This is a genomic window from Saccharothrix carnea, assembly GCF_003014735.1.
GTDB lineage: Bacteria > Actinomycetota > Actinomycetes > Mycobacteriales > Pseudonocardiaceae > Actinosynnema > Actinosynnema carneum.
Map to the genome: position 1 here is coordinate 137,327 of NZ_PYAX01000010.1, position 21,483 is coordinate 158,809.

A 21,483-nucleotide genomic window follows, 5' to 3' on the forward strand; every position below is an offset into this window, starting at 1 on the left:
ACTCGAAAGAGTGAACGCACCGGAGTACCGGAAAGAATATTTGACACGCCGCCGCGACTGATTTTATGGTCGGCCGGGCGAAGTCCCACCGGCGGTGCTTCGCCCAGGCGGAGGCGGTATGACGATCCCACTGAACGGCGGGTTGGTGCGGCAGCGATCGCACCCCGGCGCCACCGGCGAGTACAGCGCGGCCCGGCAGTTGTGGTCCACCATCCCGGGTGACCTGGCGGAGAAGCTGGCCCCGCTGTCCGGCGTGCTGGTGCGGGACGTGGTGCGGGAGATCCGCCGGACCGTGCCCGCGTACGCGCAGCCGTTGGAGGGCAAGTTCCGCGAGGTGCTGGTCGGCGCGGTCGAGATGGCGATCGTGAAGTGCTTCGACAACATCGCCAACCCGGACGCGGCGCAGACCGACTGGCAGGCCGTGCTGCGCTACAGCGGCCGGATGGAGTACCTCGAAGGCCGCACGATGGACTCGTTGCAGACCGCCGTGCGGGTCGGGGCACGGGTGGTGTGGCGGCACCTGAGCGAGCACGGCCGCGCGATGGACGTGCCCACCGACACCCTGTTCGTGGTGGCCGACGCGATCTTCGCGTGGGTGGACGAGCTGTGCCGGGTCGCCATCGAGGGCTACTCGGAGGCGCAGGCCAACGCCAGCGGCGCGCTGGAGCGCAGGCGGCGCCAGCTGCTCAAGCTGGTGCTGGCCGAGCAGCCGCCGTCGCCGCGGTCGCTCGCGGACCTGGCGGGCACCACGGACTGGCCGCTGCCCGAACGGGTCGCGGTGGTGGCGCTGGAGTACCGCGAGGACCAGCACCAGCTGCCGTCGGTGACCCTGGGCCGGGACGTGCTGGTCGACCTGGAGAGCTCCACGCCGTGCCTGGTGGTGGCCAACCCCACCGGACGGCTCCAGCCGGAGCTGCGCGGGCGGCGTGCCGCGGTGGGCCCGACCGTGCCATTGGCCGAGGCACGGCAGTCGTTGGCGTGCGCGCGGCGCGCGCTGGCGTTCGTGCGCCGCGGCCTGTTGCCCGCCGTGCCGGTGACGTGGTGCGACGACCACCTGGCCACGCTGGCGCTGCTGTCCGACGAGTTCCTGGTCGGCCAGCTGAGCAGGCGTGCGCTGGCGGCGTTCGCCGGGTTGACGGTGAAGCAGCGGGAACGGCTGGAGACGACGTTGCTGGCGTGGCTGGAGACGCGCGGCGGCATCGGCGAGATCGCGAACCGGCTCGACGTGCACCCCCAGACCGTGCGCTACCGGATGCACCAGCTGGAGGAGCTGCTGGGCGATCGGCTGGCCGACCCCGACGAGCGCCTCACGCTGGAGATCGCGCTGCGCGCCCGCCGGTTGCTCAGCCGGGCCCGTGACGTTCAGCAGGTGCCGCGCGCGGGTACGCCGGCGAAGCGGGCCTCCAGCCAGGCGAAGGCCTCCGGGTAGGCGGCGACCATGCCGGCCGCGTGGGTCGGCACGAGCGAGGTGCTGAACTTGACGTTCGCGCCCAGGGCGCACCACCGCCGCACCATCTCCGCGCCCTGCGCGTACGGCACGATGTCGTCCAACGCGCTGTGGATCACCAGCACCGGTGCGCCCGGCTTGCGCACGCCGATCCGCTGCTCCTCCACCCGCGACCGGTACGGCTCCTCGTCCAGGTACGCGGTCAGCGGCCGGCCGTCCGCGGTGAGGTCGACCGATCTGCGGAACGCGTGCGCGATCAGCGCCTCGGCGGTGCACTGGTGCTCGACCTCCGCCAGCAGCGCCCGGCCCGCGTCGTTCAGCACGCCGGGGATGTCCAGTTCCGGGTACGCCGCGTCGAGGCCGAGCAGCGAGTAGCCCAGGAACCCGGCCGCGTAGTGGCCGTCCAGGTTCCGCGCCACCGCGCCGAGGTCGGCGGGCGGCGCACCCGCGTACGCGCCCTTCAGCCGCAACTCCGGTGCGTAGCCCGCGTACAGCTCGACGGCCGCCGCGGACGCGCCGCCGCCCTGCGAGTACCCGGCGACGGCCACCGGCCCGTCGTCGGGCAGGTTCGCCTCGGGAAGCCGTTGTGCGGCACGGATCGCGTCCAGCACCGCGTGCCCCTCGGCGGCGCGGTTGACGTAGGTGTGCGTGCCGGGCGTGCCGAGGCCTTCGTAGTCGGTGACGACGACGCCGTAGCCGCGGGTGAGCAGACCGGCCAGGAACGGGCCCTCGTACTCGCTGCCCATCGCCAGCTGGCGGGACGGCGCGCAGTCGTCGCCGACGCCCTGCGTGCCCGGCGCGTACCCCACGACCGGCCGCGGACCGTGGCCGGACCACGGCACGTGCGGGGTGAGCACGGTGCCGCTGACGTCGATCGGCCGGCCGTGGGTGTCCGTGCTGCGGTACAGCACGCGGTGCGCGGTGGCGGGTGCGCGCAGCAGCTTGACCGGGTCGAGGAAGAAGTCGGCGGGTTCGGACCGCAGCACGTCGCCGTTGGCCGGCGCGGACCGCGGTGCGGCGGAGGACATCTGGGCGGTGGCATCGGCCGTGCCGGCCGCCACCAGGACCGCGGCGAGCGCGACGGCCCACCCCCGGTGCGATCGCATGGGCTGCTCCTCGTCGGGCTCGGGCGACTATCGCCGAACCATCGCGTGGCCGGTTCTCGCAGGTCAAGCACCCTGCGAATTCTTGTCACCGGCACGCAAAACGGGCTCGGGGAATTGCACCCGCGTGCTATCCGAGGGCCGCCGCGGCGACGTCACCGGGGGCTTCGAGACGACGTCAGAACCGGAGGTCCACCAGGTAGTCGTAGCCGACCCGCGCGGTGACCAGCGCGTCGCGCGGCTGGTCGTTCTCCACGATGTACTCGGTCACGTTCGTGGCCCGGAAGATGGCCGCGAAGTCGATCGTGCCCGTGCCGAGGTCGGCGAACGACCCGTCGGCCGCCCGGTCCTTCACGTGGAACTGCCGCACCCGCGGGAAGTTCGCCCGGTACACCGCCACCGGGTCGACGCCACCGGCGACCGCCCAGTACAGGTCCAGCTCCATGTGCACGTTGCGCCGCGTCGTCCCCGCCGTGATCACGTCGAACGGCCGGGTGCCCTCCACCGCGGCGAACTCGTGCGCGTGGTTGTGGTAGCCCAGGCTCAACCCCGCGCGCCGCAACACGTCCCCCGCCGCCTCCAGCCGCGCGGTGAACTCCCGCCACTGCGCCAACGTCGCGTAGTTCACCCACGGCACCACCACGTACTTGTGGCCGAGGGTGCGCGCGTCGGCGATCACCCGGTCGAGATCACCGTCGATGCCGACGTGGCTGGACGTCGCCCGCAGCCGGCACCGCCGCAGGATCGCGGCGAACTCCGCGGCGCTGCGCCCGTACGTGCCGGCCAACTCCACCTTGCGGTACCCGATGTCGGCCAACGCCGACAGCACGGGCTCCGGGTCGTCACCCATGATGCCCCGCAACGTGTAGAGCTGGATGCTGATCGACTCCTTCGGCACCCGGCGGCGCGGTCGGCCGGACGCGGACGCCGAGGCGCCGGCGGTGGCGGGCAGTGCGACGGCCGCGCCGGTGGCGAGGGCGGTGCCGAGGAACGTGCGGCGGGACGGCATGGGTGACTCCTCGATCAGCTGGACTCGATCAGGTGAACTCGATCTAGTTGGGCAGTTCCTTGACGCGGACGTTGCCGCTCAACGGCCGGTAGCGCAGGTAGCTGATGGTGTCGACGTCGAACAACGCGCCCGCGCCGCCCTTGAACACCAGGTACAGGTCACGCACACCGGTCACCGTCACCCGCTGCGGTGCGAGGTCGAGGTAGAGGTCCCAGCTCCCGGTCACCGGCACGGTCAGCGGCTCGTGCACCAACGGCCCGGTCGGCGAGTCCGCGCGTGCCTCCAGCGTGCCGCCGACCCCGGCGGACGACACCCGGTAGCCGATGCCCGCGACCTTCGCCAGGTCGACGTCCGCGTACGACACCCAGTCGCCGTCGTTGACCTCGCCGACCCGCTTGCCGCCCTGCGCGGTCTCGCGGTCGTACACCACCACGCCCTGCTGCCCGGTCAACGCCTCGGCGGGCACGTCGACCGCCGCGACCGTCCCCGCACCGCGGAACGTGATCGTGTCCACGTCCAGCAACGCGCCACCGCCACCGCGGAACACGAAGTACAGCCGGTGCGTGCCACCGGGATCGGTGATCGGCGCGGGCGGCAGGTCGGCGTACGTGCGCCACCCTCCCGTGCCGGCCACCGGTGTGCTCGACACCAGCGGACCGGTCGGCGAGTCGACGCGCGCCTCGATCGTGCCGCCCGCCGTGGCGGACGCGACCCGGTAGCCGATACCCGTGACACCGGCCAGCGACACCGCGTCGAACGCGATCCAGTCACCGTTGTGCACGTTGCCGACCTGGCTGCCGCCCTGCGCTTGCGCGGCCCGGATCACCTTGGTGCCCCGCTGCGCGGAGTACGACTCGGCGGGCGTGTGCCGCACCGGTTCCCAGGTCGGCGGCGGCGTGCCGGTGGTGAACCGGACCGCGTCCACGTCGAACAGGCTGCCGGAGCCCTTGAACACCAGGAACAACCGGTGCGTGCCGCCGGGGTCGGTGATCGGCGACGGCGCCAGCTCGACGTAGTTGTCCCACCCACCGGTCGACGGCACGGGCTGCTGCTGCACCAGCGGGCCGGTCGGCGAGTCGACGCGAACCTCGATCGTGCCGCCGCTGCCGCCCGACGACACCCGGTAGCCGATCGCCGTAACGCCGCCGAGGTGCACCGGGTCGAACGCGATCCAGTCGCCGTTGTCGACGTAGCCGACGCGCTTGTCGCCCTCGGCGGTGCCGGTCTCCACGACCTGCACGCCGTGCATCGCGGTGAAGAACTCGGCCTGCTTGTCCTTCGGTTGCAGGATCACCTCGTCCTCGCCGGTCAACGCGGGCGCGCCGGACGCGCCGCCATCGGTGTAGGAGGCGTTGACGACGCCGAAGATGTTGGCGTCCGTGCCGTGCCCGCCATCGGACGGCGTGGGGATGACGCCTTCGCAGCCGGTGGCGCGGGTGAGCGGGTGGCCGTGGCTGTCGTGGCCGAGGATGTACTCCACGGTCACCTTGGCGCAGTCGACCGGCCCGTCCTCCGGGTCGGTGACCGTGACGGAGAACGGCACCCCTTCGCCGAAGCTGAACACCCGGCCGTCCGCGGGCGCGTTGAGCACGACCACGGGCGCGGTGTTGCCGACGTTGACCACGACGCTCGCGGAGCCCACCAGGCCGGTCGGGTCGGTGACGGACAACTTCGCGGTGAACTGGCCGATGGTCGTGTAGGTGTGGGTGACCGGCCCGGGCGTGGTGGCGTCGGTCGTGCCGTCGCCGTCGAAGTCCCACGCGTAGGCCAACGGGTCGTCGTCCTCGTCGGACGTGCCACCGGGGTCGAACCGCACGGTCAGCGGCGCCGGACCGGAGGTCTTGTCGGCGGTCAGCTTCGCGACCGGCGTGTGCCGACCGCGGGCGTAGTCGATGCGGTAGACCGCCGAGTCCTCCGCGCCGCCGAAGTAGCCGCTGCCGTAGTCCAGCACGTAGAGCGAGCCGTCCGGGCCGAACTCCAGGTTCATCGGCCGGGTCAGCCTCATCGAGTCGAAGAACGGCGTGATCGCGCCGCGCTCGCCGTCCGGGCCGACGTCGATCGTCTTGATCCAGCTCCGGTCCCACTCGTAGGCGAAGGTCCTGCCGTCGAAGAACTCCGGGAACTTGGTCGGGCTGTCCAGCGCCGGGTCGAAGTCGTAGGTCGGGCCGCCCATCGGCGACTCGCCGCCGTTGCCGAACTCGGGCAGGGAACCGCCGTCGTAGCCGATCCAGGCCCGTTGCACGGGCGGCAGGTCGACCAGGCCGGTGTTGCGGGGGCTGGTGTTCTTCGGCGCGGCGCAGTCGAACGCGCTGCCGGACGCGCCGGTGGCGAAGTCGTAGTCGACGTACGGGACGTTGTCGCCGACGCAGTAGGGCCAGCCGTAGTTGCCGGGCCCCTTGACCAGGTTGAACTCGACGCTGCCGCCGGGGCCGCGGGCCGGGTTCGCCGCGCCCGCGTCAGGGCCGTAGTCGCCGAGGTGGATCCAGCCGGTGGCCTTGTCCACGGCGAACCGGAACGGGTTGCGGAAGCCCATCGCGTAGACCTCGGGCCGGGTCTTGTCCGTGCCGGGCGCGAACAGGTTGCCGTCCGGGATCGTGTAGGTGCCGTCGTCCTGGACCTTGATCCGCAGCACCTTGCCGCGCAGGTCGTTGGTGTTGGCCGACGAGCGCTGGGCGTCGAACGCGGGGTTGCGGTCGGCGCGCTCGTCGATCGGGGTGTAGCCGTCCGAGGCGAACGGGTTGGTGTCGTCACCGGTGGACAGGTACAGGTTGCCCCGCGCGTCGAAGTCGATCTCGCCGCCGGCGTGGCAGCACAGGCCGCGGTCGGCGGGCACCTGGAGGATGCGCTGCTCACTGGCCAGGTCGAGCACGCCGTCCGTGGTCAGCTTGAACCGGGACAGCTGGTTGTGGCCCTTGAACCGCTCGAAGTCCGCGGCCGTGCCGTTCTCCGGCGCGTCACCGGCCGGTGTGCTCAGCGGTGGCGCGTAGTAGAGGTAGAGCCAGCGGTTGTTCGCGAAGTCGGGGTCCGCGGCCACGCCTTGCAGGCCGTCTTCGTCGTGGTTGTAGACGGGGACGCGGCCGGCGAGCGTGGTGGTGGCCTCCGGGCTGGTGAGCCACACCCGGCCGTCGCGGGAGGTGTGCACGACCTTGCGGTCCGGCAGCACGGCCAGCGCGATCGGCTCACCGGTCTTCTCCTCGCCGAGCGCGAGCGTGACCTGGTCGAAGTCGGCGTCGGTCGGCGGCACGTCCTCGGGTTCGCAGTCGGCGGGCGCGACGCCGAGCGCGTACCTCAGGCCGCCCAGCAGGTGCTGCCGGAACGCGGGGTCGGCGTAGGACTCCTTGGTGTGGCCCAGGCCCGTGTACCAGGAGCGGCCCTGGCCGGGGGTGTGGCACCACGAGATGGGGTGGTCGCCGGACGGGTCGGTGGGCGTGTAGCTGGTCTCGTCCAACGCGGCCAGCACCTTCACCCGCGACCGCGGGTTGGACTGGTAGCTGTACCACTCGTCGGTGCGGGTCCACGTGTCCGGCAGGTGCGCGGTCGACGGGTGGTCGTGGTCCTCCACCGCGATGTCGGCTTCCTGGATGGCCGGGTGGGACTTGAAGTAGGAGCCGACCAGCCCGCCGTACCAGGGCCACGAGTACTCGGTGTCCGCCGCCGCGTGCACACCGGCGTAGCCGCCGCCGTTCTCCACGAACCGCTGGAACGCCTGCTGCTGCGCGTCGTCCAGCACGTCGCCGGTGGTGGACAGCCAGACCACGGCGTCGAACCTGGCGAGGTTGGCGTCGGTGAACGCGGCGGCGTCCTCGGTGGCCTCGACGGTGAAGCCGTTCGCCGCGCCGAGGTCGGTGATCGCGGCGATGCCGTCGGGGATCGAGTCGTGCCGGAAGCCCGCCGTCTTGGAGAAGACGAGCAGGTGCTCGCCGTCCGGGTGCGCCGCCGCGGGGGTCGCGACCAGGGTCATCGCCCCCAGTGCGGCGGCGAGCGCCAACGCGGTGGGTTTTCCGGGCGTGTTTCGCTGACGTCGCACCGCTGTCTCCTCGTTCGCACCACGTCGGGCTTCGCGGACGGTGGCCTTGTGGTCCAGCTCACAAGATGGACGCGAGGGCAATTCTGTTCAGAACAAACCGAAGTGCGCAATACTTTCGCTTGTTCCTTACAAAAGTCGTGCACGAATGGTCGAAAGTGCCGGAGTGGTGAGCACGCTCCGTCAACGTCCGGCACTTTGCGCTCGTGCGGCATGATGTCCGCGTGCGCGAGACGACGACGGCGAGCCCGTGACCGGCGGTTACCTGAAGGGCCGGATCCGGCGCGAGGACATCATCACGGCGGCCGTCGCGGTGTACGGGGAGGCCGGGTACCACGGCTCGTCGTTGCGCGAGATCGCCAAGCGCGCCGGGATCACGCACGCGGGGTTGCTGTACTACTTCCCCACCAAGGAGGCACTGCTCGCCGCCGTGCTCGAACGCCGTGACGCCGAGGACGCCGAGCGCGAGCGACTGCGCGCCACGCCCGGGCTCGACGTCCTGCGCCACTTCCTGGCCCTGGCCGAGCACAACGTCCGCCACCCCGGCATCGTCGACCTCTACTCGCGCCTGGCCGCCGAGGCCGTCGCCGCGGACCACCCGGCGCACGGCTACTTCGTCCGCCACTACCGGGCGGCGCGCGAGGGCGTGGTCGGCTCGTTCCAGGCCCTCGCGGACCGCGGCGAGTTGCGCCCCGGCGTCGACCCGCGGGCCGCGGCGCTGACGTTCATCGCGTTGATGGACGGCTTGCAGGTCCAGTGGCTGACCACGCCGGACGAGGTCGACCTGGTCGGGTCGCTGCGGTTCTACCTGCGCACCCTGCTCACCGTGCCGCTGGACTGAAGACCGCGCGCGGGTCCCAGTCGACCGGCAGGGTGGGTGGCGGCTCGACCGTGCTGACGACGTCCACCGGCCGCCCCCGCGCGATGGACTCCTCCACGGCCAGCATCGCGTCCAGCACGTGGTAGGCGAGTTCGCCGGACGCGCGTTCCGGCTCACCGACGCGGATCGCCCGCGCCAGCTCCAGCACGCCCGTGCCGCGCGTGGCCGAATGCCCCTGCGGCGCAAGCGTATGCCCGCCGTCGAACAGGTGCAGCGCGGTCGCGCCGTCGAACCTGTTCGGGTCGGGCAGCACGGCCGTGCCCAGCGTCCCGGTGACCTCCACGAACCCCGTGCGCGACAACGCCGAGTCGAAGCTGAACACCGCCTGGGCGGACCCGCCGCGCTCGAACTCGACCAGCGCGCTCACCGTGGTCGGCACGGTCACCTCGAACTCGACGCCCGCCCGCGGCCCGGACCCGATCACCCTCGTGTCCCGCGCCCGGCTGCCGGTGGCGGTGACCCGGCGGATCGGGCCGAGCAGGTGCACCAGCCCGGTCAGGTAGTACGGCCCCATGTCGAGCAACGGCCCGCCGCCGGCCTGGAACAGGAACTCGGGCGCGGGGTGCCAGCTCTCCGGCCCGGGCGTCTGGAACAGCGCCAGCGCGGTGCGCGGCTCCCCGATCCGGCCCGCGTCGACGGCCCGCCGAGCGGTCTGCCACCCCGCGCCGAGCAGGGTGTCCGGCGCGCACGCGACCCGCAGACCCCGTTGGGCGGCCCGGTCGAGCAGCGCGCGTGCGCCGCGCAGGTCCAGCCCGAGCGGCTTCTCCACCCACACGTGCTTGCCCGCCTCGACCGCGGCGAGGCTGACGTCGACGTGCGCGGCGGGCACGGTCAGGTTGACCACGATCGCGATGTCCGGGTCGGCCAACAAATCGTCCACAGTGGACGATCGTGGCACGCCGTGCCGGGCCGCCCGCTCCGCCGCCCGCGCCGGGTCGAGGTCGGCGACGGCGAGCACCCGCAGGTCCGGGAACGCGGTCAGGTTGCGCAGGTACTCCTCGCTGATCACCCCGGTGCCGACGACGCCGACACCGACCGGCGCGCTCATGCCCCCGCCTCGGCGAGGAACGCGTAGCTGTCCGCGAGTCCGGCGAACACGTCGCCGTCGTAGGCGTCGAACTCGACCACGCGCAAGGCGCCCGGCGCCGCGGCGAGCACCTCGGCGACCGGCACGCGTCCCCGGCCCGCCGGCACCTGACCCGACCCGTCCCGCGCGAGGCCGCCGTCCTTGACGTGCAGCGCGTGCACCCGGTCGCCCAGCCGGCGCAGCAGCGCGGGCGCGTCCTCGCCGCCGACCGTCGCCCAGTAGGTGTCGACCTCCAGCACCACTTCGGGGTCGAGCTGGTCGGCGAGGACCTCGAAGGCGCTGCGGCCGTCGATCCGGGAGGCCAGTTCCCACCAGTGGTTGTGGTAGCCGACGCGGACACCGTGCCCGGCGGCGACCTCGGCGGCGGCGTTGAGCGCGGCGGCGGTGGCGGCGATGTCCGCCGGGTCCCGCCACTTCTCCTCGCCCACGTACGGGTCGATGACGACGTCGATGCCGCACTCCGCCGCGACCGCGAAGACGGCGTGCTGGTCGGCGCCGATGAGCTGCGCGTGCGCGGTCGGCGCGGTGAGGCCGTGCTCGGCCGACGCGGTGCGCAGCACGTCCGCGTTCTCCACCACGCCGTAGGGCTCGACGTGGGTGAAGCCGATGGCGGCGAGTCGCCGCAGGGTGTCGGCGGGATCGGCCGCGAACGCGTCGCGGACGGAGTACAGCTGCACGGACGTTCTACTCATCACGGGCTCCTGACGTCGGTGTCGGCACGTGCGTGGAAGCGCTCCCACAAATTTCTACCACTTGGTAGAAATTCGCACCAGAGCCTCACCCGACCCCGTGAACGGACTTGAACCTGACGTCGCGTGAGGTTCTAGGGTCGGTCCCATGACCGCTGAGGGGGGCGTCGACCGGCCGCGCTGGAGCGTCGGCGCGCTGGCCAAGGTCGCCGGGATGACGGTGCGCACGCTGCACCACTACGACGAGCTCGGCCTGCTGCGGCCGAGCGAGCGCACGCCCTCCGGCCACCGCCGCTACACCGAGGCCGACCTGCACCGGCTCTACCAGATCCGGCTGCTGCGGCAGCTCGGCATGTCGCTGGACGAGATCGGCGGTGTGCTGGCCGACACCTCCGACCCCGGACCGCTCACCCGGGTGCTCGCCGGGCACCTGGAACAACTGGACGAGCAGGTGTGGCGGCTCAACGCGTTGCGCCGTCAGACGAGGGGTCTGCTCGCCCAGCTGAACGGCCCCACCCGGCCGGATTCCGACCGGCTGCTCGCTTTGCTGGGCAGCACCACGATCTTCGACCAGCACCTCACCCGGGAACAGCGCGATTTCCTGGACGAGCACGCCGCCGAGATCGGCCCGGCGGCCCGGGAACGGCTGGACGAGGAGTGGCCCGAGGTGCTCGCGAAGATCGTCGAGCACTACCGCGCGGGCGACCCGGTGGACGATCCGGACGTCCTGCGGACCGCTCGGCGCCTGGTCAGCGTGGGCGAGACGTTCGCGGCGGGCGACCGGGAGATCCTGCGCTCGATGAGCGCGTTCTTCCGCGAGAACGGTCGCGGCGTGCTGCGCGACGTGCTGCCGGGCCAGCCGTTGGACGACCTGGGTGACGGTTTGTGGGACTACCTGTCCCGGATGTACGCCGCATTGTCACCCGAATAAATCCTTAGGGGGAAACGTGTTCCGCAAGACGAGTCTGTCCGCGATCGCCTTCGCCGTGCTCGCCGCGAGCCTCACCGCCACCGCCGAAGCCGCCGAGCCGGGCCTGGTCCTGACCCTGCCGGCGCCGACCGGGCCGCACCGCGTCGGCGTCACCACGCTGCACCTGGTGGACGCCGACCGGCCGGACCCGTGGCCCGACGCGGGAGGCGGTCCGCGCGAGGTGATGGCCTCGGTGCACTACCCGGCGCTGGACGTCCGCGGCCACCCGGTGGCACCACAGCTCACGCCGGGTGCGGCGGCGGCACTGCCGGTGGTCGCGCCACGCGTGTACCCGAACCTGCCGCCGAGCGGCGTGGACTGGGCCGCCACCCTCACCCACTCGCACGTGGACGCGCCCGCGCGGCCCGTCCGCCGGCCGGTCGTGCTCTACAGCCCGGGGCTGGTCGACCCGCGTGCGTTCGGCACCACCACCGCCGAGGAACTGGCCAGCCGCGGGTACGTCGTGGTGACGATCGACCACCCCGGCGAGACCTTCACCGTCGACCTGCCCACCCGGCCGCGGTTCGTCGCGCTGCCGGGCGACCCGAGCACCGATCCGCGGCTCTACCGGGACGTGATCGCCACCAGGCTCGCGGACACGGACTTCGTGCTCGACCAGCTGGCGGTCCTGGCTTCGGGCGGCAACCCCGACGCCGGTGGCCGTGCCCTGCCGCGACACCTCGGCCGCGCCCTCGACCTGGACCGCGTGGGCGTGTACGGCCAGGGACTGGGCGGCACGATCGCGGCCGAGGCGATGTACGAGGACACCGACCGCCGGATCGACGCGGCGATCAACCTGGAAGGACTGCTGGACTACCACCCGGAGCAGCCCGGTCAGGACGGCGAGCTGCTGCCCGTGGCCCGGCACGGCGTCGACCGGCCGTTGCTGCTGGTCGGCACCGAGCGCTTCCAGAACGACCGCTACCGGCGGGCGTGGTCGGCGGTGCTCGCGCACGGCTGCGCCCGGCAGCACGTGATCGCCGGCGCCAACCACTGGGCGTTGACCGATTTCGCCGCCACCGCACCGCAACTGCACGCCGCGGGCCTGATGGACGACGCCGAGCTCGCCGCCATGGTCGGCACCCTCGACCCGGCCACCGCGATCCGCACCGTGCGCCGGCACGTGGTCTCGTTCTTCGACCACCACCTGCGCTGAACGGGATGCCGCTCACCGGGCGCGGCGGGTGGCGTGGGCGACGAGGTCGGCCAGCGGCGCCTTCGCGGCCGGGCTCATCGGCGCCGAGCGCAGCGCGCCCAACGCCCGGTCGGCGCGGATCGTGATCAGCCGCTCCACCCGCGCCGCGGCCCCGGTCGCGATCACCACGTCCCGCAGCCGCTCGGCGCCGTCCTCGTCCAGCTCGGGATCGCCGTGCAGGGTCGAGATCACCTCCCGCTGCCCGGGGGTGGCCTGCTGCCACGCCAGCGCCATCAGCACGGTCGGCTTGCCCGCGCGCAGGTCGTCCAGGTCCGGTTTGCCGGTCACCTCGGGGTTGCCGAACACGCCGAGCAGGTCGTCGCGGAGCTGGTAGGCCTCGCCGACCGGCCGCCCGTACGCGCCGCACACCCGCTTCAGCACCGCATCACCGCCGGCCAGCGCCACGCCGATGCGCAGCGGCAGCTCCACCGTGTACCGGGCGGTCTTGAGCCGGATCATCCGCCACGCCGACCGCACCGGGTCCGCGCCGGCCCTCGGGTCACCGCCGAGGTCGAGGAACTGCCCGGCGATCAGCTCGGTGCGCATGGTGTGCAGCAGCGCCCGCACCTCGCGCCACCGCGCGTGGTCCGCCTCGGCCCGGTCCAGCATCTCGTCGGTCCACGTGAAGCACAGGTCACCCGCCAGGATGGCCAGGTTCACCCCGATCCGCTCGGCCGCCCGCCCGTCGTCGTGGTCGCCGTCGACGAACCGCCCGGCGAGTGCCCGGTGCACGGTCGGGCGGCCGCGGCGCAGCGCCGACCCGTCGATGATGTCGTCGTGCACCAGCGCGAAGGTGTGGAACATCTCCAGGGCGGCGCCGGTCCACGCCACCGCGCGGTCGTGCGGCGAGCCGCCCGCCGCGACGAAACCGCAGTGGCAGAACAAGGGGCGCAAGCGCTTGCCACCGGACACGAACTCCCGCAGCACGTCCACCAGCGGCGGCAGGCACGGGTCCGGCGCGGTGCGCGCCTTCTCCGCCAGGAATCGGTCGAGCGTCTCGTCCACCTTCGCGCGGACCTCGGCGAGGTCGCCGCGCACGGCGTCGATGACAGTCATGGAACCTCCACAAACGCGAGCAGGACCGGGTTCCGGCGAGGACGCGGGGAGCGGGGACGCGGCGGGTGCACACGGTGACGTTCCGGGCGGTCCGATGTGGTCACCTCCCGGCCGTCCGAAGCTAACACCGGTGGGGCGCGACCGGCGGCCGACGAGGGCCGCCGACCCCGTTCGAGGTCGGGCGGACCGGTCCCACCTGCGCTTCCCGCCCCGACATCCACCCTTTGACGTCGGATGACGGGCGCTCGACGACGCAGCGGAACACCGCTTCCCCGATTCGGCGGGGACAACACGCACACGTCCGTGTGGCAACCGCGCTCCCGTTCGCGTGAAACGCGCCGGCCCGCTTGTACCGGCCGGTCCCGGTGCGGCACGTCCGCCTCGTCCCGCGTTGCCGCAGGGGGTTCCCGCACCGGTTGGAGTGGCATTCGATGACCGACACCACCACCCTTCCCAGGGCTGTCCGGGCCCCGGCGCCGCTGATCGCCGGACCGGCCGACCTGACCGGCCTGCCGCGCGGCGCGTTGGCGGAGAACGATCCGGTACGTGCGCGGCGGGCCTGGCGATGGGCGGGCTGCGGCCGCTGGTGGCGGTGTACTCCACGTTCCTGACCCGGGCCGCGGACCAGGTGCTGATGGACGCGGTCACCGGCGATCGGCCGCGAACACCCTCGTCAGGTGACGTTCGACCACCGGCACCACCTCGGCCGGCGCGACCGGACGGCCGAGTTCGGCGCTCAGGGACGTGACCCCGGCGTCCTCGAGGCCGCACGGCACGATCCGGTCGAACGCCGTGAGGTCCGGGTCGCAGTTGAGGCCGAAGCCGTGCAGGCTGGTGCACCGCTCGATGCGCACGCCGATCGCGGCGATCTTGCGGTGCTGCCCGTGCGCGCGGGCGGCGGACGGCGGCACGTCCGGCGCGGGCGGGTGGTCGCCGAGCACCCACACGCCGCTGCGACCGGCGAGCCGCGCGGTCTCGACGCCGAACTCGGCGCACGTGCCGATCAGCGCCTCCTCGATCCGGCGGACGTGCCCGACCGAGTCCAGCGGCACCGGCAGCTTCACCACGGGGTAGCCGACGAGCTGACCGGGACCGTGCCAGGTGATCTCGCCGCCGCGGTCCACGGTCAGCACGGCGACGTCGTCGGTCGGGAACGCGGTGGCCTTGGTGCGCTTGCCCGCCGTGTACACGGGGAGGTGTTCCTGGAGCACGCAGACGTCGGTGATCTCGTCCGCGACGCGCGACGCGTGCAGCCGCCGTTGCTCGGCGTACGCCTGCTCGTACGGCACCGCGTCCCGGCCGAACCCGCCGTGCAGGAAGCGCATGTCAGGAGTGTAGGTCGGCGGCGGCACGGGCCGTGGTGACCACTCGGCCGACCGTCATCACCACGTGCCCGTCCACCTCCGACCGCCCGGTGAACGCCACCGTGGCGCCGCGCGCGTCCAGGACCCGCACCGAGTGCCGGACCACGCACCCCGGCGAGACCGGCCGGTGGAACTTGACATCCGCCATCGCGCCGAACAGCACGACCCGGTCGGTGGCCGGTTCGTCCCACGACGACAGCAGCACGGCCGCCTGGCACCACGACTCCAGCAGCAGCGTCGGCGGGAAGTCGCCCAGGTCGACGCACCACGGCTCGTTGGCGCTGACCGCCTTGAGCGCGGTCAACGACTCGCCCGGCACGACGTCCAGCACCCGGTCCACCAGCAGGAGCGGGTGGCGGTGCGGCAGCAGTCGGAGGAGGTCGGTCCCGGCTCTCCCGGTCACGGCTCGTACCCCAGCTTGATCCGGGCGACCACGCCGTCGTCGTCGCTCACCACCGCCGAACACCGCCGGCCTGTGTCGTCCCACGTCAAGCGCGCGGTCAAGGTGGTGCCCGGGAAGGTCGGCCGCAGGAAGCGGGCCGACTCGACCGCGGCCAGCCGCGCGCGGCCCGAGGCGCGGTGCGCGAACTCCACGACCGCGACGCCGGGGTAGATCGGGAAGCCGGGGAGGTGGCCCGCGAACACCGGGTCGTCCGGCGCGACGACCATGCGCGCGACGGTGGTCGTGGCGGACCGCTCCACCACCTCGACGGGTGAGCCGAACAAGCCCGTCACCGGTCCTCCCCCAGGACGCCGAAGTCCGCCGTCACGTCCGGCCACACCAGCGTGGCCGCGCCCCAGGTCAGGCCGCCGCCGAACGCGACGGTCAGCACCCGGTCGCCCGCCTTGAGCCGACCGTGCGCGGCGGCGTCCGCCAGCAGCACGGGGATCGAGGCGGCGGCCGTGTTGCCGACCGCGTCGAGGTCCGACAGCACCTCGGACTCGTCCAGGCCGAGCCGGCGGGCGACGGCGTCGCAGATGCGCCGGTTGGCCTGGTGCGGCGCGAGGTGGTCCACGTCGTCGGGGCCGAGGCCGGTGCGGGCCAGCGCTTCCAGCGCCACGTCCGCCATGCGTTCGACGGCCTCCCGGAACACCTCCTTGCCGCTCATCCGGAAGTAGCGCTCACCGGCGGGTACCTGGATGAGGTCGGCTCCCCGGCCGTCGCTGCCGAGCACGCACGGGCCGATGCCCTCGCCCTCACCGATCACCACCGCGCCCGCGCCGTCGCCGAAGATCACCGCCGTGCCGCGGTCGTCCGGGTCGAGGATGGTGGAGAACGTCTCGGCCGCGACCAGCAGCACGGTCCGCGCCGCGCCGCTCGCGATCAGGCCCACCGCGTTGGCCAGGCCGTACAGGAAACCGGTGCACACGGCGGCCACGTCGTGCGCGGGCACGCCGACCAGGCCCAGTCGGGCGGCCACGGCGGGCGCGATCGCCGGGCACGACCGGTCCGGCGTGGTGGTGGCCACGATCACCGCGTCCACAGTGGACAGACCGGCCGAACGCAGCGCCCGCGCGCCCGCGTCCACGGCCAGGTCCGACGTGGTCGTGCCCGGCTCGGCCCACCGGCGCGCGCCGATGCCGGTGCGCGACCGGATCCACTCGTCGGAGGTGTCCAGCCGGGTGGCCAGGTCGTCGTTGGTGACGACCCGTGGCGGCAGGCTCGCGCCCACGCCGAGGATCACCGACATCGTTCCCCCTCACGCCTTCGCGATGGCCAGCACCGCGTTCTGGCCGCCGAACCCGAACGAGTTGCTCAACGCCAGGTCGACCTCCCGCGGCACGGCGGCCGTGGCCACTTCGATCTCCAGCCGGGGATCCAGGGTCTCCAGGTTCGCGGTCGGCGGCACGACGCCCCGCTCGACCGCGAGCACGGTGAACACCGCCTCCGCCGCGCCGGCCGCACCCAGCAGGTGCCCGGTCACGCCCTTGGTCGAGGTCACCAGCGGCCGTGCCGGCAGCAGTCGCGCCAGCACCCGGCCCTCCACCAGGTCGTTGAGCTGCGTGGACGTGCCGTGCGCGTTGACGTGCCCCACGTCGCCGGGTGATGCGCCCGCGTCCGCCAGCGCCGCCTCCGTCGCCGCGACCACGCCCCGCCCCTCGGGGTCGGGGTTGGTGATGTGGTGCGCGTCGGCGCTCGCGCCGTACCCGACGACCCGCGCCCGGACCCGCCGCCCGTCCGCCCGCGCGTCCTCCGCCCGCCGCAGCACCAGCACCGCCGCGCCCTCGCCCGCCACGAACCCGTCCCGGTCGACGTCGAACGGCCGGGACGCCGTCGCCGGGTCCTCCCGCCGCGACAGCGCGCCCATCCGGGCGAAACCGGCCATGGTCAACGGGTTGAGCAGCGCGTCGACCCCGCCGGCCAGCACCACGTCGCAGCGCCGGGCGGCGAGCAGGTCGCACGCCACGCCGATCGCGGTGGCCCCGGACGCGCACGCGGTCGACACCACCAGGTTCGGACCGCGGAAGCCGAACTCCATCGCCAGCTGACCGGCGACCATGTTCGGCAGGTGCATCGGCAGCACCAGCGGCGACACCGCGGTCGGGCCTTCGGCCAGCAGCACGCCGTGCTGCCGCTCGAACGTCCCGCCGCCGCCCGCCGACGTGCCGATCACCACGCCGACGCGGGCCGCGTCCCACGTCCCGGTGTCCTCCTCGGCCACCGCCTCCCGTGCCGCGACCAGCGCCAGCCGCGCGAACCGGTCGAGCCGCACCGCTCGGCGCGCGCCGAGCAGCGCGTCCGCGTCGAAGTCGGGTACGCGGCACGAGATCGTCACCTCGTGGCCCGCGAGCACCGGGTCGTGCGCCGCGGTCGACCGGCCCGCCAGCACCGCGGACCACCCGGCCTCCACGCCGACACCACCGGGCGTGACCAGGCCGAGCCCGGTCACCGCGACGTCAAGCCCGCTCACCGGCCCGCTCCTCCATCAGCGCCACGATGTCGCCGACGGTCTCCATGTCGAACAGCTCGTCGTCGCTGATGTGCAGGTCGTGCTCCTTGCCGAGCACCATCGACAGCTCGACGAACGCGAGCGAGTCCAGGTCGAGGTCGTCCTTGGTCGCGTCCGGGGTGATCTGCTCCGGCGCGACCTTCAACGTGTCGACGAGGATCTTCTTCAGCGTCTCGTACACAGGACTCTCTCCTCGCTCACCCGACTCCTCCCCCGCCATCGAACCCCATCGGCCGGACCGGCGGCCAACCGGCGGGTTCCGCGGCGGTGCGGTGGGGTATCCCGCCCGCATGAAGTGGCGCATCGGTGTGGCGGCGGTGCTCGTGGTGGTCGGGGTGCTGGTGGCGGCGGTGTTGGTGGTGCCGCGGTTCCTCGCGGGCACGGACACGATCGACCGCAGCCAACCGGCGTTGTTGCAGTCGTTGCGGGACTTGAGCCAGTACCACGCGTCGGCGGGCGAGTTCCAGGTGGTGCTCGACATCGAGCGCGACGTCCGGTACGTGCCGTCCGCGCTGGCCGGGCAGCGGACGCTGTTCGTGGCCGCCGGGACGGTCAACGCCTACGTCGACTTCGGCGGGCTGGCCGAGGACGCGTTGCAGGTGGCGCCGACGAGCGCCTCCGGTGAGGCGCGGAAGGTGCGGCTGGCGCTGCCCGGTGCGGTGCTGGACAAGCCGAACCTGGACCAGGAGCGGTGTTACGTGTTCGCGCAGGAGCGCGGGCTGTTCGACCGGTTGGCGTCGTTGGTCGAGACGCAGGACCAGCAGCCGTTCTACGTGGCGGCGGAGCAGAAGATCGCGGACGCCGCGCGGGAGTCCGGGCTGGTGGGGCGGGCGGACGACAACACGCGCAAGATGCTGACCGGCATGTTCGGCGCGCTGGGCTACCAGGTCGAGTTCACGAACCTGGACTGACGTCGGCGAGCAGGCCCGCCACGGCGTCGAGGACCACGCCCAGCCCGAACTCGAACTCGTCGGCGAAGTCGTAGCCCGGCCGCAGCACGTGCCCGGTCGCGATCTCCACCAGGTGCGGGTAGTCGTCCGGTGACAGGTGTTCGAGGATGTCCTCGGTCACCTCGGTGACGGAATCCGGGCCGCTGAAGGGAAGCGCGGCCTCCTGGACGGCGAACCCGTACACGTAGCTGTCCAGCAGGGCGTGGACGTGGGCGGTCAGGGCGAGCGGGAAGCCCGCGCGGCGCAGGGTGCCGATGGTCGCGTCGTGGTGCCGCAGCGTCGCCGGGCCGGGCGCGGTCCTCGACTCCAGCAGCCCGATCGCCCAGGGGTGGCGCCGCAGCACGGCACGCGCGGAGTTCGCCCGCTTGACCATCTCGTGCCGCCAGTCGCCGCCCGGCGTGGGCAGTTCCATCCGGCTGAAGACCACGTCCACGATGCCGTCCAGGATCTCGTCCTTGTTGGCCACGTGGTGGTAGAGCGACATCGGCTTGACGCCGAGCGCGTCGGCGAGCGACCGCATGGTCAGCCCGCCGATCCCGCCGGCGTCGGCGATGGCGACGGCGGCGCGCAGCACGCGTTCCCGGCTCAGCGGTGCGCCCGGCTTGGGCACTGGGTACCTCCGGCGGTGACAGGCTCGTACTTAGTACGGTACCGTCCGCCTTACTAAGTAAGTCCAGCGCGTCGCCGTCGAGGGGAAGACCCATGTCATCGAGAGCCATCGCACGGTCCGTGGGTGCGCTGTTCATCGTCGCGTTCGTCGTCTACGGCGGCGGTAGCGCTCTGGTCGAGGCCGGGGCGAGCGCGGCGGGAGGGCTGCTCATGCTGGTGAACTCGGCCGTCGTGGTCGGCATCGGCGTGCTGGCGTTCCCGGTGCTCAGGCCGCACAGCGAAATCACCGCGCACGCCTACCTGGCCGGTCGGGCGGTGGAGGCGGCGCTGTTGGCGGTCGGCGTCGTGTTCCTCCTGCTGCCGGAACCGGTGCCGGCGGGCAACCACCACAGCTACCAGGTCGCGATGATGGCCGTGGCGACGGCGGGCGTGCTGTTCTGCCGGGTCCTGCTCCGCGCACGCCTGGTGCACCGCGCCGTCGCGGTGTGGGGCGTGATCGGCTACGCCGTGTTCCTGGTCGGCGCGGTCCTCGAAGTCCTCGGCTACCCGGTCGGCGTGGTGCTGTCCGTCCCGGGAGGCCTGTTCGAGATCGCCCTGGGAGTGCTGCTGATCGTCAAGGGCTTCGCCGCGCCCACGGCCTCGACCCCGAGGGCACCGGCGTACGCTGCGTGACGATGAGGCGCAAGCTCCGGCCGCCGCTCGACCAGCGCCACGGCCTCGACCCGGCACGTCTGCGATTGCCCGACGAGGGACCGTGGGCGACCGTTCGCGACCACCTGGTCGAGCGGTTGCCCAGGGTGGCGCCCGAGCGGATCGACCTGATGCTCGCCGAAGGCCGCGTCTACGACCTCACCGGACCGATCGCGCCCGACGCGGCGTTCACCCCGGGCGGCTCGGTGTGGTTCCACCGCGACCTGCCCGACGAGGTGGCGGTGCCGTTCGAGATCCGGGTCGTGCACCGCGACGACGCCATCCTGGTGGTCGACAAGCCGCACTTCCTGGCCACCATCCCGCGCGGCAAGCACGTGGTCGAGACCGCGCTCGTCCGGCTGCGCCGCGACCTCGGGCTGCCGCACCTGAGCCCCGCCCACCGGCTGGACCGCGTCACGGCCGGGCTGGTCATGTTCGTGGTCGAACCGGGCCTGCGCGGCAAGTACCAGACGCTGTTCGCCGACCGCGCCGTGCACAAGGAGTACGAGGCGATCGCGCCGCACGACCCCGCGCTGACCCTGCCGACCCGCGTGACCAGCCGGATCGTCAAGGTCAAGGGCGTCATCACGGCGCAGGAGGTGCCCGGGCCGCCGAACGCCGAGACGCTGGTCGAGCTGGTCGAGCACCGGGACGGGTGGGGTCGGTACCGGCTGGTGCCCCTCACCGGCCGCACGCACCAGCTGCGCCTGCACATGGCCTCGCTCGGCGTGCCGATCCGCAACGACGACTTCTACCCCGTGCTGCGGGAGAAGCCGCTGGACGACTTCACCGATCCCCTGCAGCTGCTGGCGAAGGTGCTCGAGTTCACCGACCCGGTGACGGGCGAGCACCGTCGCTTCACCAGCAACCTCGGACTGGACCTCTACTCCAGGTAACCCAGCATCTGCGCGATCTGTGCGGTGCGGGAGTTGAAGATCCGCTCCGCCAGGTCTTTCGCCTGCGGGTTCACGCCGCCTTCCTTCTCCAGCTTCGCCATCGCCACCGCGTTGTGCTGGTGGCCGATGAGCAGGTTCAGGAACGCCTTCTCGAACTCGGCGGGACCGGTCGCGGCGAGTTCCGCGATGGCCTCCGGGCTGGTCGAGTGGTCACCACCGTGGCCGGCGTGCAGCTGCGGGTTGTCGCCCGCCGTCTCGGGCTGCTCCCAGTCCGCCAGCCACTTCGTCATGGAGTCCACTTCGGACAGCTGAGTGACCTCGATGGCCGCCGCCAGCGTCTTGACCTCCGCGCGCACGGGCCGGTCTTCGGCCAGGCGCACGATCTCCAGCCCGGCCCGGTGGTGCGGCACGGTCATCTGGAGGAACATCACGTCGGTCTCGTTGAACTCGTCGGTCTCCACCACGGTCGACACCGGCGGTGGGGTCGCCGTCGTCGTGGAGCCGCAACCGGCCAGCACGAGCACACCGGCCACCAGGGCTGCGAGGCGTCGCAAGGGTTGTCC

The 21,483-nt window shown here is 72.7% G+C and carries 21 protein-coding genes; 7 read left to right on the forward strand and 14 right to left on the reverse strand.

Translation table 11 applies throughout. The features are described 5' to 3' along the window. Positions 1–118 precede the first annotated feature (118 nt). Positions 119–1,429: a PucR family transcriptional regulator gene (locus B0I31_RS27995; RefSeq protein ID WP_106618373.1), complete on the forward strand. Its 1,311-nt coding sequence runs from the start codon at positions 119–121 to the stop codon at positions 1,427–1,429. Here B0I31_RS27995 and B0I31_RS28000 read toward each other — a convergent pair. The 3 genes from B0I31_RS28000 to B0I31_RS28010 form a co-directional block, all read right to left on the reverse strand. Beyond that, a complete protein-coding gene (locus tag B0I31_RS28000) occupies positions 1,363–2,553 on the reverse strand; it encodes a lipase family protein (protein ID WP_106618374.1) in 1,191 nt (396 codons plus the stop codon). The genes B0I31_RS27995 and B0I31_RS28000 overlap by 67 nt on opposite strands. Positions 2,554–2,728: 175 nt before the next feature. Next, positions 2,729–3,559 (reverse strand): sugar phosphate isomerase/epimerase family protein, encoded by an 831-nt coding sequence (locus B0I31_RS28005; RefSeq protein ID WP_106618375.1) that lies wholly within the window; start codon positions 3,557–3,559, stop codon positions 2,729–2,731. Between the two features lie 43 nt (positions 3,560–3,602). After that, positions 3,603–7,520, reverse strand: a complete 3,918-nt coding sequence (locus tag B0I31_RS28010) for a carbohydrate-binding protein (RefSeq protein ID WP_146173977.1) — start codon at positions 7,518–7,520, stop codon at positions 3,603–3,605. A gap of 313 nt (positions 7,521–7,833) precedes the next feature. Between B0I31_RS28010 and B0I31_RS28015 the strand changes: the two genes are divergently transcribed. After that, a complete protein-coding gene (locus B0I31_RS28015; protein WP_106618377.1) occupies positions 7,834–8,424 on the forward strand; it encodes a TetR/AcrR family transcriptional regulator in 591 nt (196 codons plus the stop codon). On the opposite strand, the gene B0I31_RS28020 is transcribed toward B0I31_RS28015, so the two are convergent. Next, on the reverse strand, positions 8,405–9,511 hold the full coding sequence (locus tag B0I31_RS28020; RefSeq protein WP_106618378.1) for a Gfo/Idh/MocA family protein: 1,107 nt from the start codon (positions 9,509–9,511) through the stop codon (positions 8,405–8,407). The two genes, B0I31_RS28015 and B0I31_RS28020, sit on opposite strands and share 20 nt — an antisense overlap. Further along, positions 9,508–10,242 carry a sugar phosphate isomerase/epimerase family protein gene (locus B0I31_RS28025; RefSeq protein ID WP_106618379.1) on the reverse strand — a complete coding sequence of 245 codons (735 nt, stop codon included), beginning with the start codon at positions 10,240–10,242 and terminating at the stop codon, positions 9,508–9,510. The genes B0I31_RS28020 and B0I31_RS28025 overlap by 4 nt, the downstream gene beginning before the upstream one ends. A gap of 145 nt (positions 10,243–10,387) precedes the next feature. Here B0I31_RS28025 and B0I31_RS28030 point away from each other — a divergent pair, with 145 nt between their 5' ends. Both B0I31_RS28030 and B0I31_RS28035 read left to right on the forward strand, forming a co-directional pair. Continuing rightward, positions 10,388–11,170 carry a MerR family transcriptional regulator gene (locus B0I31_RS28030; RefSeq protein ID WP_106618380.1) on the forward strand — a complete coding sequence of 261 codons (783 nt, stop codon included), beginning with the start codon at positions 10,388–10,390 and terminating at the stop codon, positions 11,168–11,170. A 16-nt stretch (positions 11,171–11,186) separates the two neighbouring features. Then, positions 11,187–12,365: an alpha/beta hydrolase gene (locus B0I31_RS28035; protein WP_106618381.1), complete on the forward strand. Its 1,179-nt coding sequence runs from the start codon at positions 11,187–11,189 to the stop codon at positions 12,363–12,365. A gap of 12 nt (positions 12,366–12,377) precedes the next feature. Here the strand turns inward: B0I31_RS28035 and B0I31_RS28040 are convergent, their stop codons facing one another. From B0I31_RS28040 to B0I31_RS28075, 7 genes are all read right to left on the reverse strand, one after another. Continuing rightward, positions 12,378–13,460: a polyprenyl synthetase family protein gene (locus B0I31_RS28040; protein WP_106618382.1), complete on the reverse strand. Its 1,083-nt coding sequence runs from the start codon at positions 13,458–13,460 to the stop codon at positions 12,378–12,380. Between the two features lie 644 nt (positions 13,461–14,104). After that, a complete protein-coding gene (gene lipB, locus B0I31_RS28050; RefSeq protein ID WP_106618384.1) occupies positions 14,105–14,785 on the reverse strand; it encodes a lipoyl(octanoyl) transferase LipB in 681 nt (226 codons plus the stop codon). 1 nt (position 14,786) lies between these two features. Further along, the gene (locus B0I31_RS28055) at positions 14,787–15,227 is read right to left on the reverse strand and encodes a 3-hydroxyacyl-ACP dehydratase FabZ family protein (RefSeq protein ID WP_181320461.1); all 441 of its coding nucleotides are present in this window, start codon (positions 15,225–15,227) and stop codon (positions 14,787–14,789) included. Continuing rightward, the gene (locus B0I31_RS28060; RefSeq protein WP_106618385.1) at positions 15,224–15,559 is read right to left on the reverse strand and encodes a 3-hydroxyacyl-ACP dehydratase FabZ family protein; all 336 of its coding nucleotides are present in this window, start codon (positions 15,557–15,559) and stop codon (positions 15,224–15,226) included. The genes B0I31_RS28055 and B0I31_RS28060 overlap by 4 nt, the downstream gene beginning before the upstream one ends. Continuing rightward, positions 15,556–16,515 carry a beta-ketoacyl-ACP synthase III gene (locus tag B0I31_RS28065; protein WP_106618386.1) on the reverse strand — a complete coding sequence of 320 codons (960 nt, stop codon included), beginning with the start codon at positions 16,513–16,515 and terminating at the stop codon, positions 15,556–15,558. Before B0I31_RS28065 ends, B0I31_RS28060 begins: the two co-directional genes overlap by 4 nt. 9 nt (positions 16,516–16,524) lie before the next feature. Next, positions 16,525–17,736 (reverse strand): beta-ketoacyl-[acyl-carrier-protein] synthase family protein, encoded by a 1,212-nt coding sequence (locus B0I31_RS28070; protein WP_106618387.1) that lies wholly within the window; start codon positions 17,734–17,736, stop codon positions 16,525–16,527. Then, on the reverse strand, positions 17,723–17,956 hold the full coding sequence (locus tag B0I31_RS28075; RefSeq protein WP_106618388.1) for an acyl carrier protein: 234 nt from the start codon (positions 17,954–17,956) through the stop codon (positions 17,723–17,725). Before B0I31_RS28075 ends, B0I31_RS28070 begins: the two co-directional genes overlap by 14 nt. A gap of 109 nt (positions 17,957–18,065) precedes the next feature. On the opposite strand from B0I31_RS28075, the gene B0I31_RS28080 reads away from it, so the two are divergent. Beyond that, the gene (locus tag B0I31_RS28080; RefSeq protein ID WP_106618389.1) at positions 18,066–18,686 is read left to right on the forward strand and encodes a DUF4230 domain-containing protein; all 621 of its coding nucleotides are present in this window, start codon (positions 18,066–18,068) and stop codon (positions 18,684–18,686) included. Here the strand turns inward: B0I31_RS28080 and B0I31_RS28085 are convergent. Further along, the gene (locus B0I31_RS28085) at positions 18,670–19,335 is read right to left on the reverse strand and encodes a TetR/AcrR family transcriptional regulator (protein ID WP_219910832.1); all 666 of its coding nucleotides are present in this window, start codon (positions 19,333–19,335) and stop codon (positions 18,670–18,672) included. The two genes, B0I31_RS28080 and B0I31_RS28085, sit on opposite strands and share 17 nt — an antisense overlap. A gap of 92 nt (positions 19,336–19,427) precedes the next feature. On the opposite strand from B0I31_RS28085, the gene B0I31_RS28090 reads away from it, so the two are divergent. Together B0I31_RS28090 and B0I31_RS28095 are read left to right on the forward strand one after the other, a co-directional pair. Beyond that, complete coding sequence (locus B0I31_RS28090) at positions 19,428–20,006, forward strand: DUF4386 domain-containing protein (protein WP_106618390.1); 579 nt, start codon at positions 19,428–19,430, stop codon at positions 20,004–20,006. A 2-nt stretch (positions 20,007–20,008) separates the two neighbouring features. Continuing rightward, positions 20,009–20,920 carry an RluA family pseudouridine synthase gene (locus B0I31_RS28095; protein WP_106618391.1) on the forward strand — a complete coding sequence of 304 codons (912 nt, stop codon included), beginning with the start codon at positions 20,009–20,011 and terminating at the stop codon, positions 20,918–20,920. Here B0I31_RS28095 and B0I31_RS28100 read toward each other — a convergent pair. Continuing rightward, positions 20,908–21,474 (reverse strand): DUF305 domain-containing protein, encoded by a 567-nt coding sequence (locus B0I31_RS28100; RefSeq protein ID WP_106618392.1) that lies wholly within the window; start codon positions 21,472–21,474, stop codon positions 20,908–20,910. The genes B0I31_RS28095 and B0I31_RS28100 overlap by 13 nt on opposite strands. Positions 21,475–21,483: the final 9 nt, after the last annotated feature.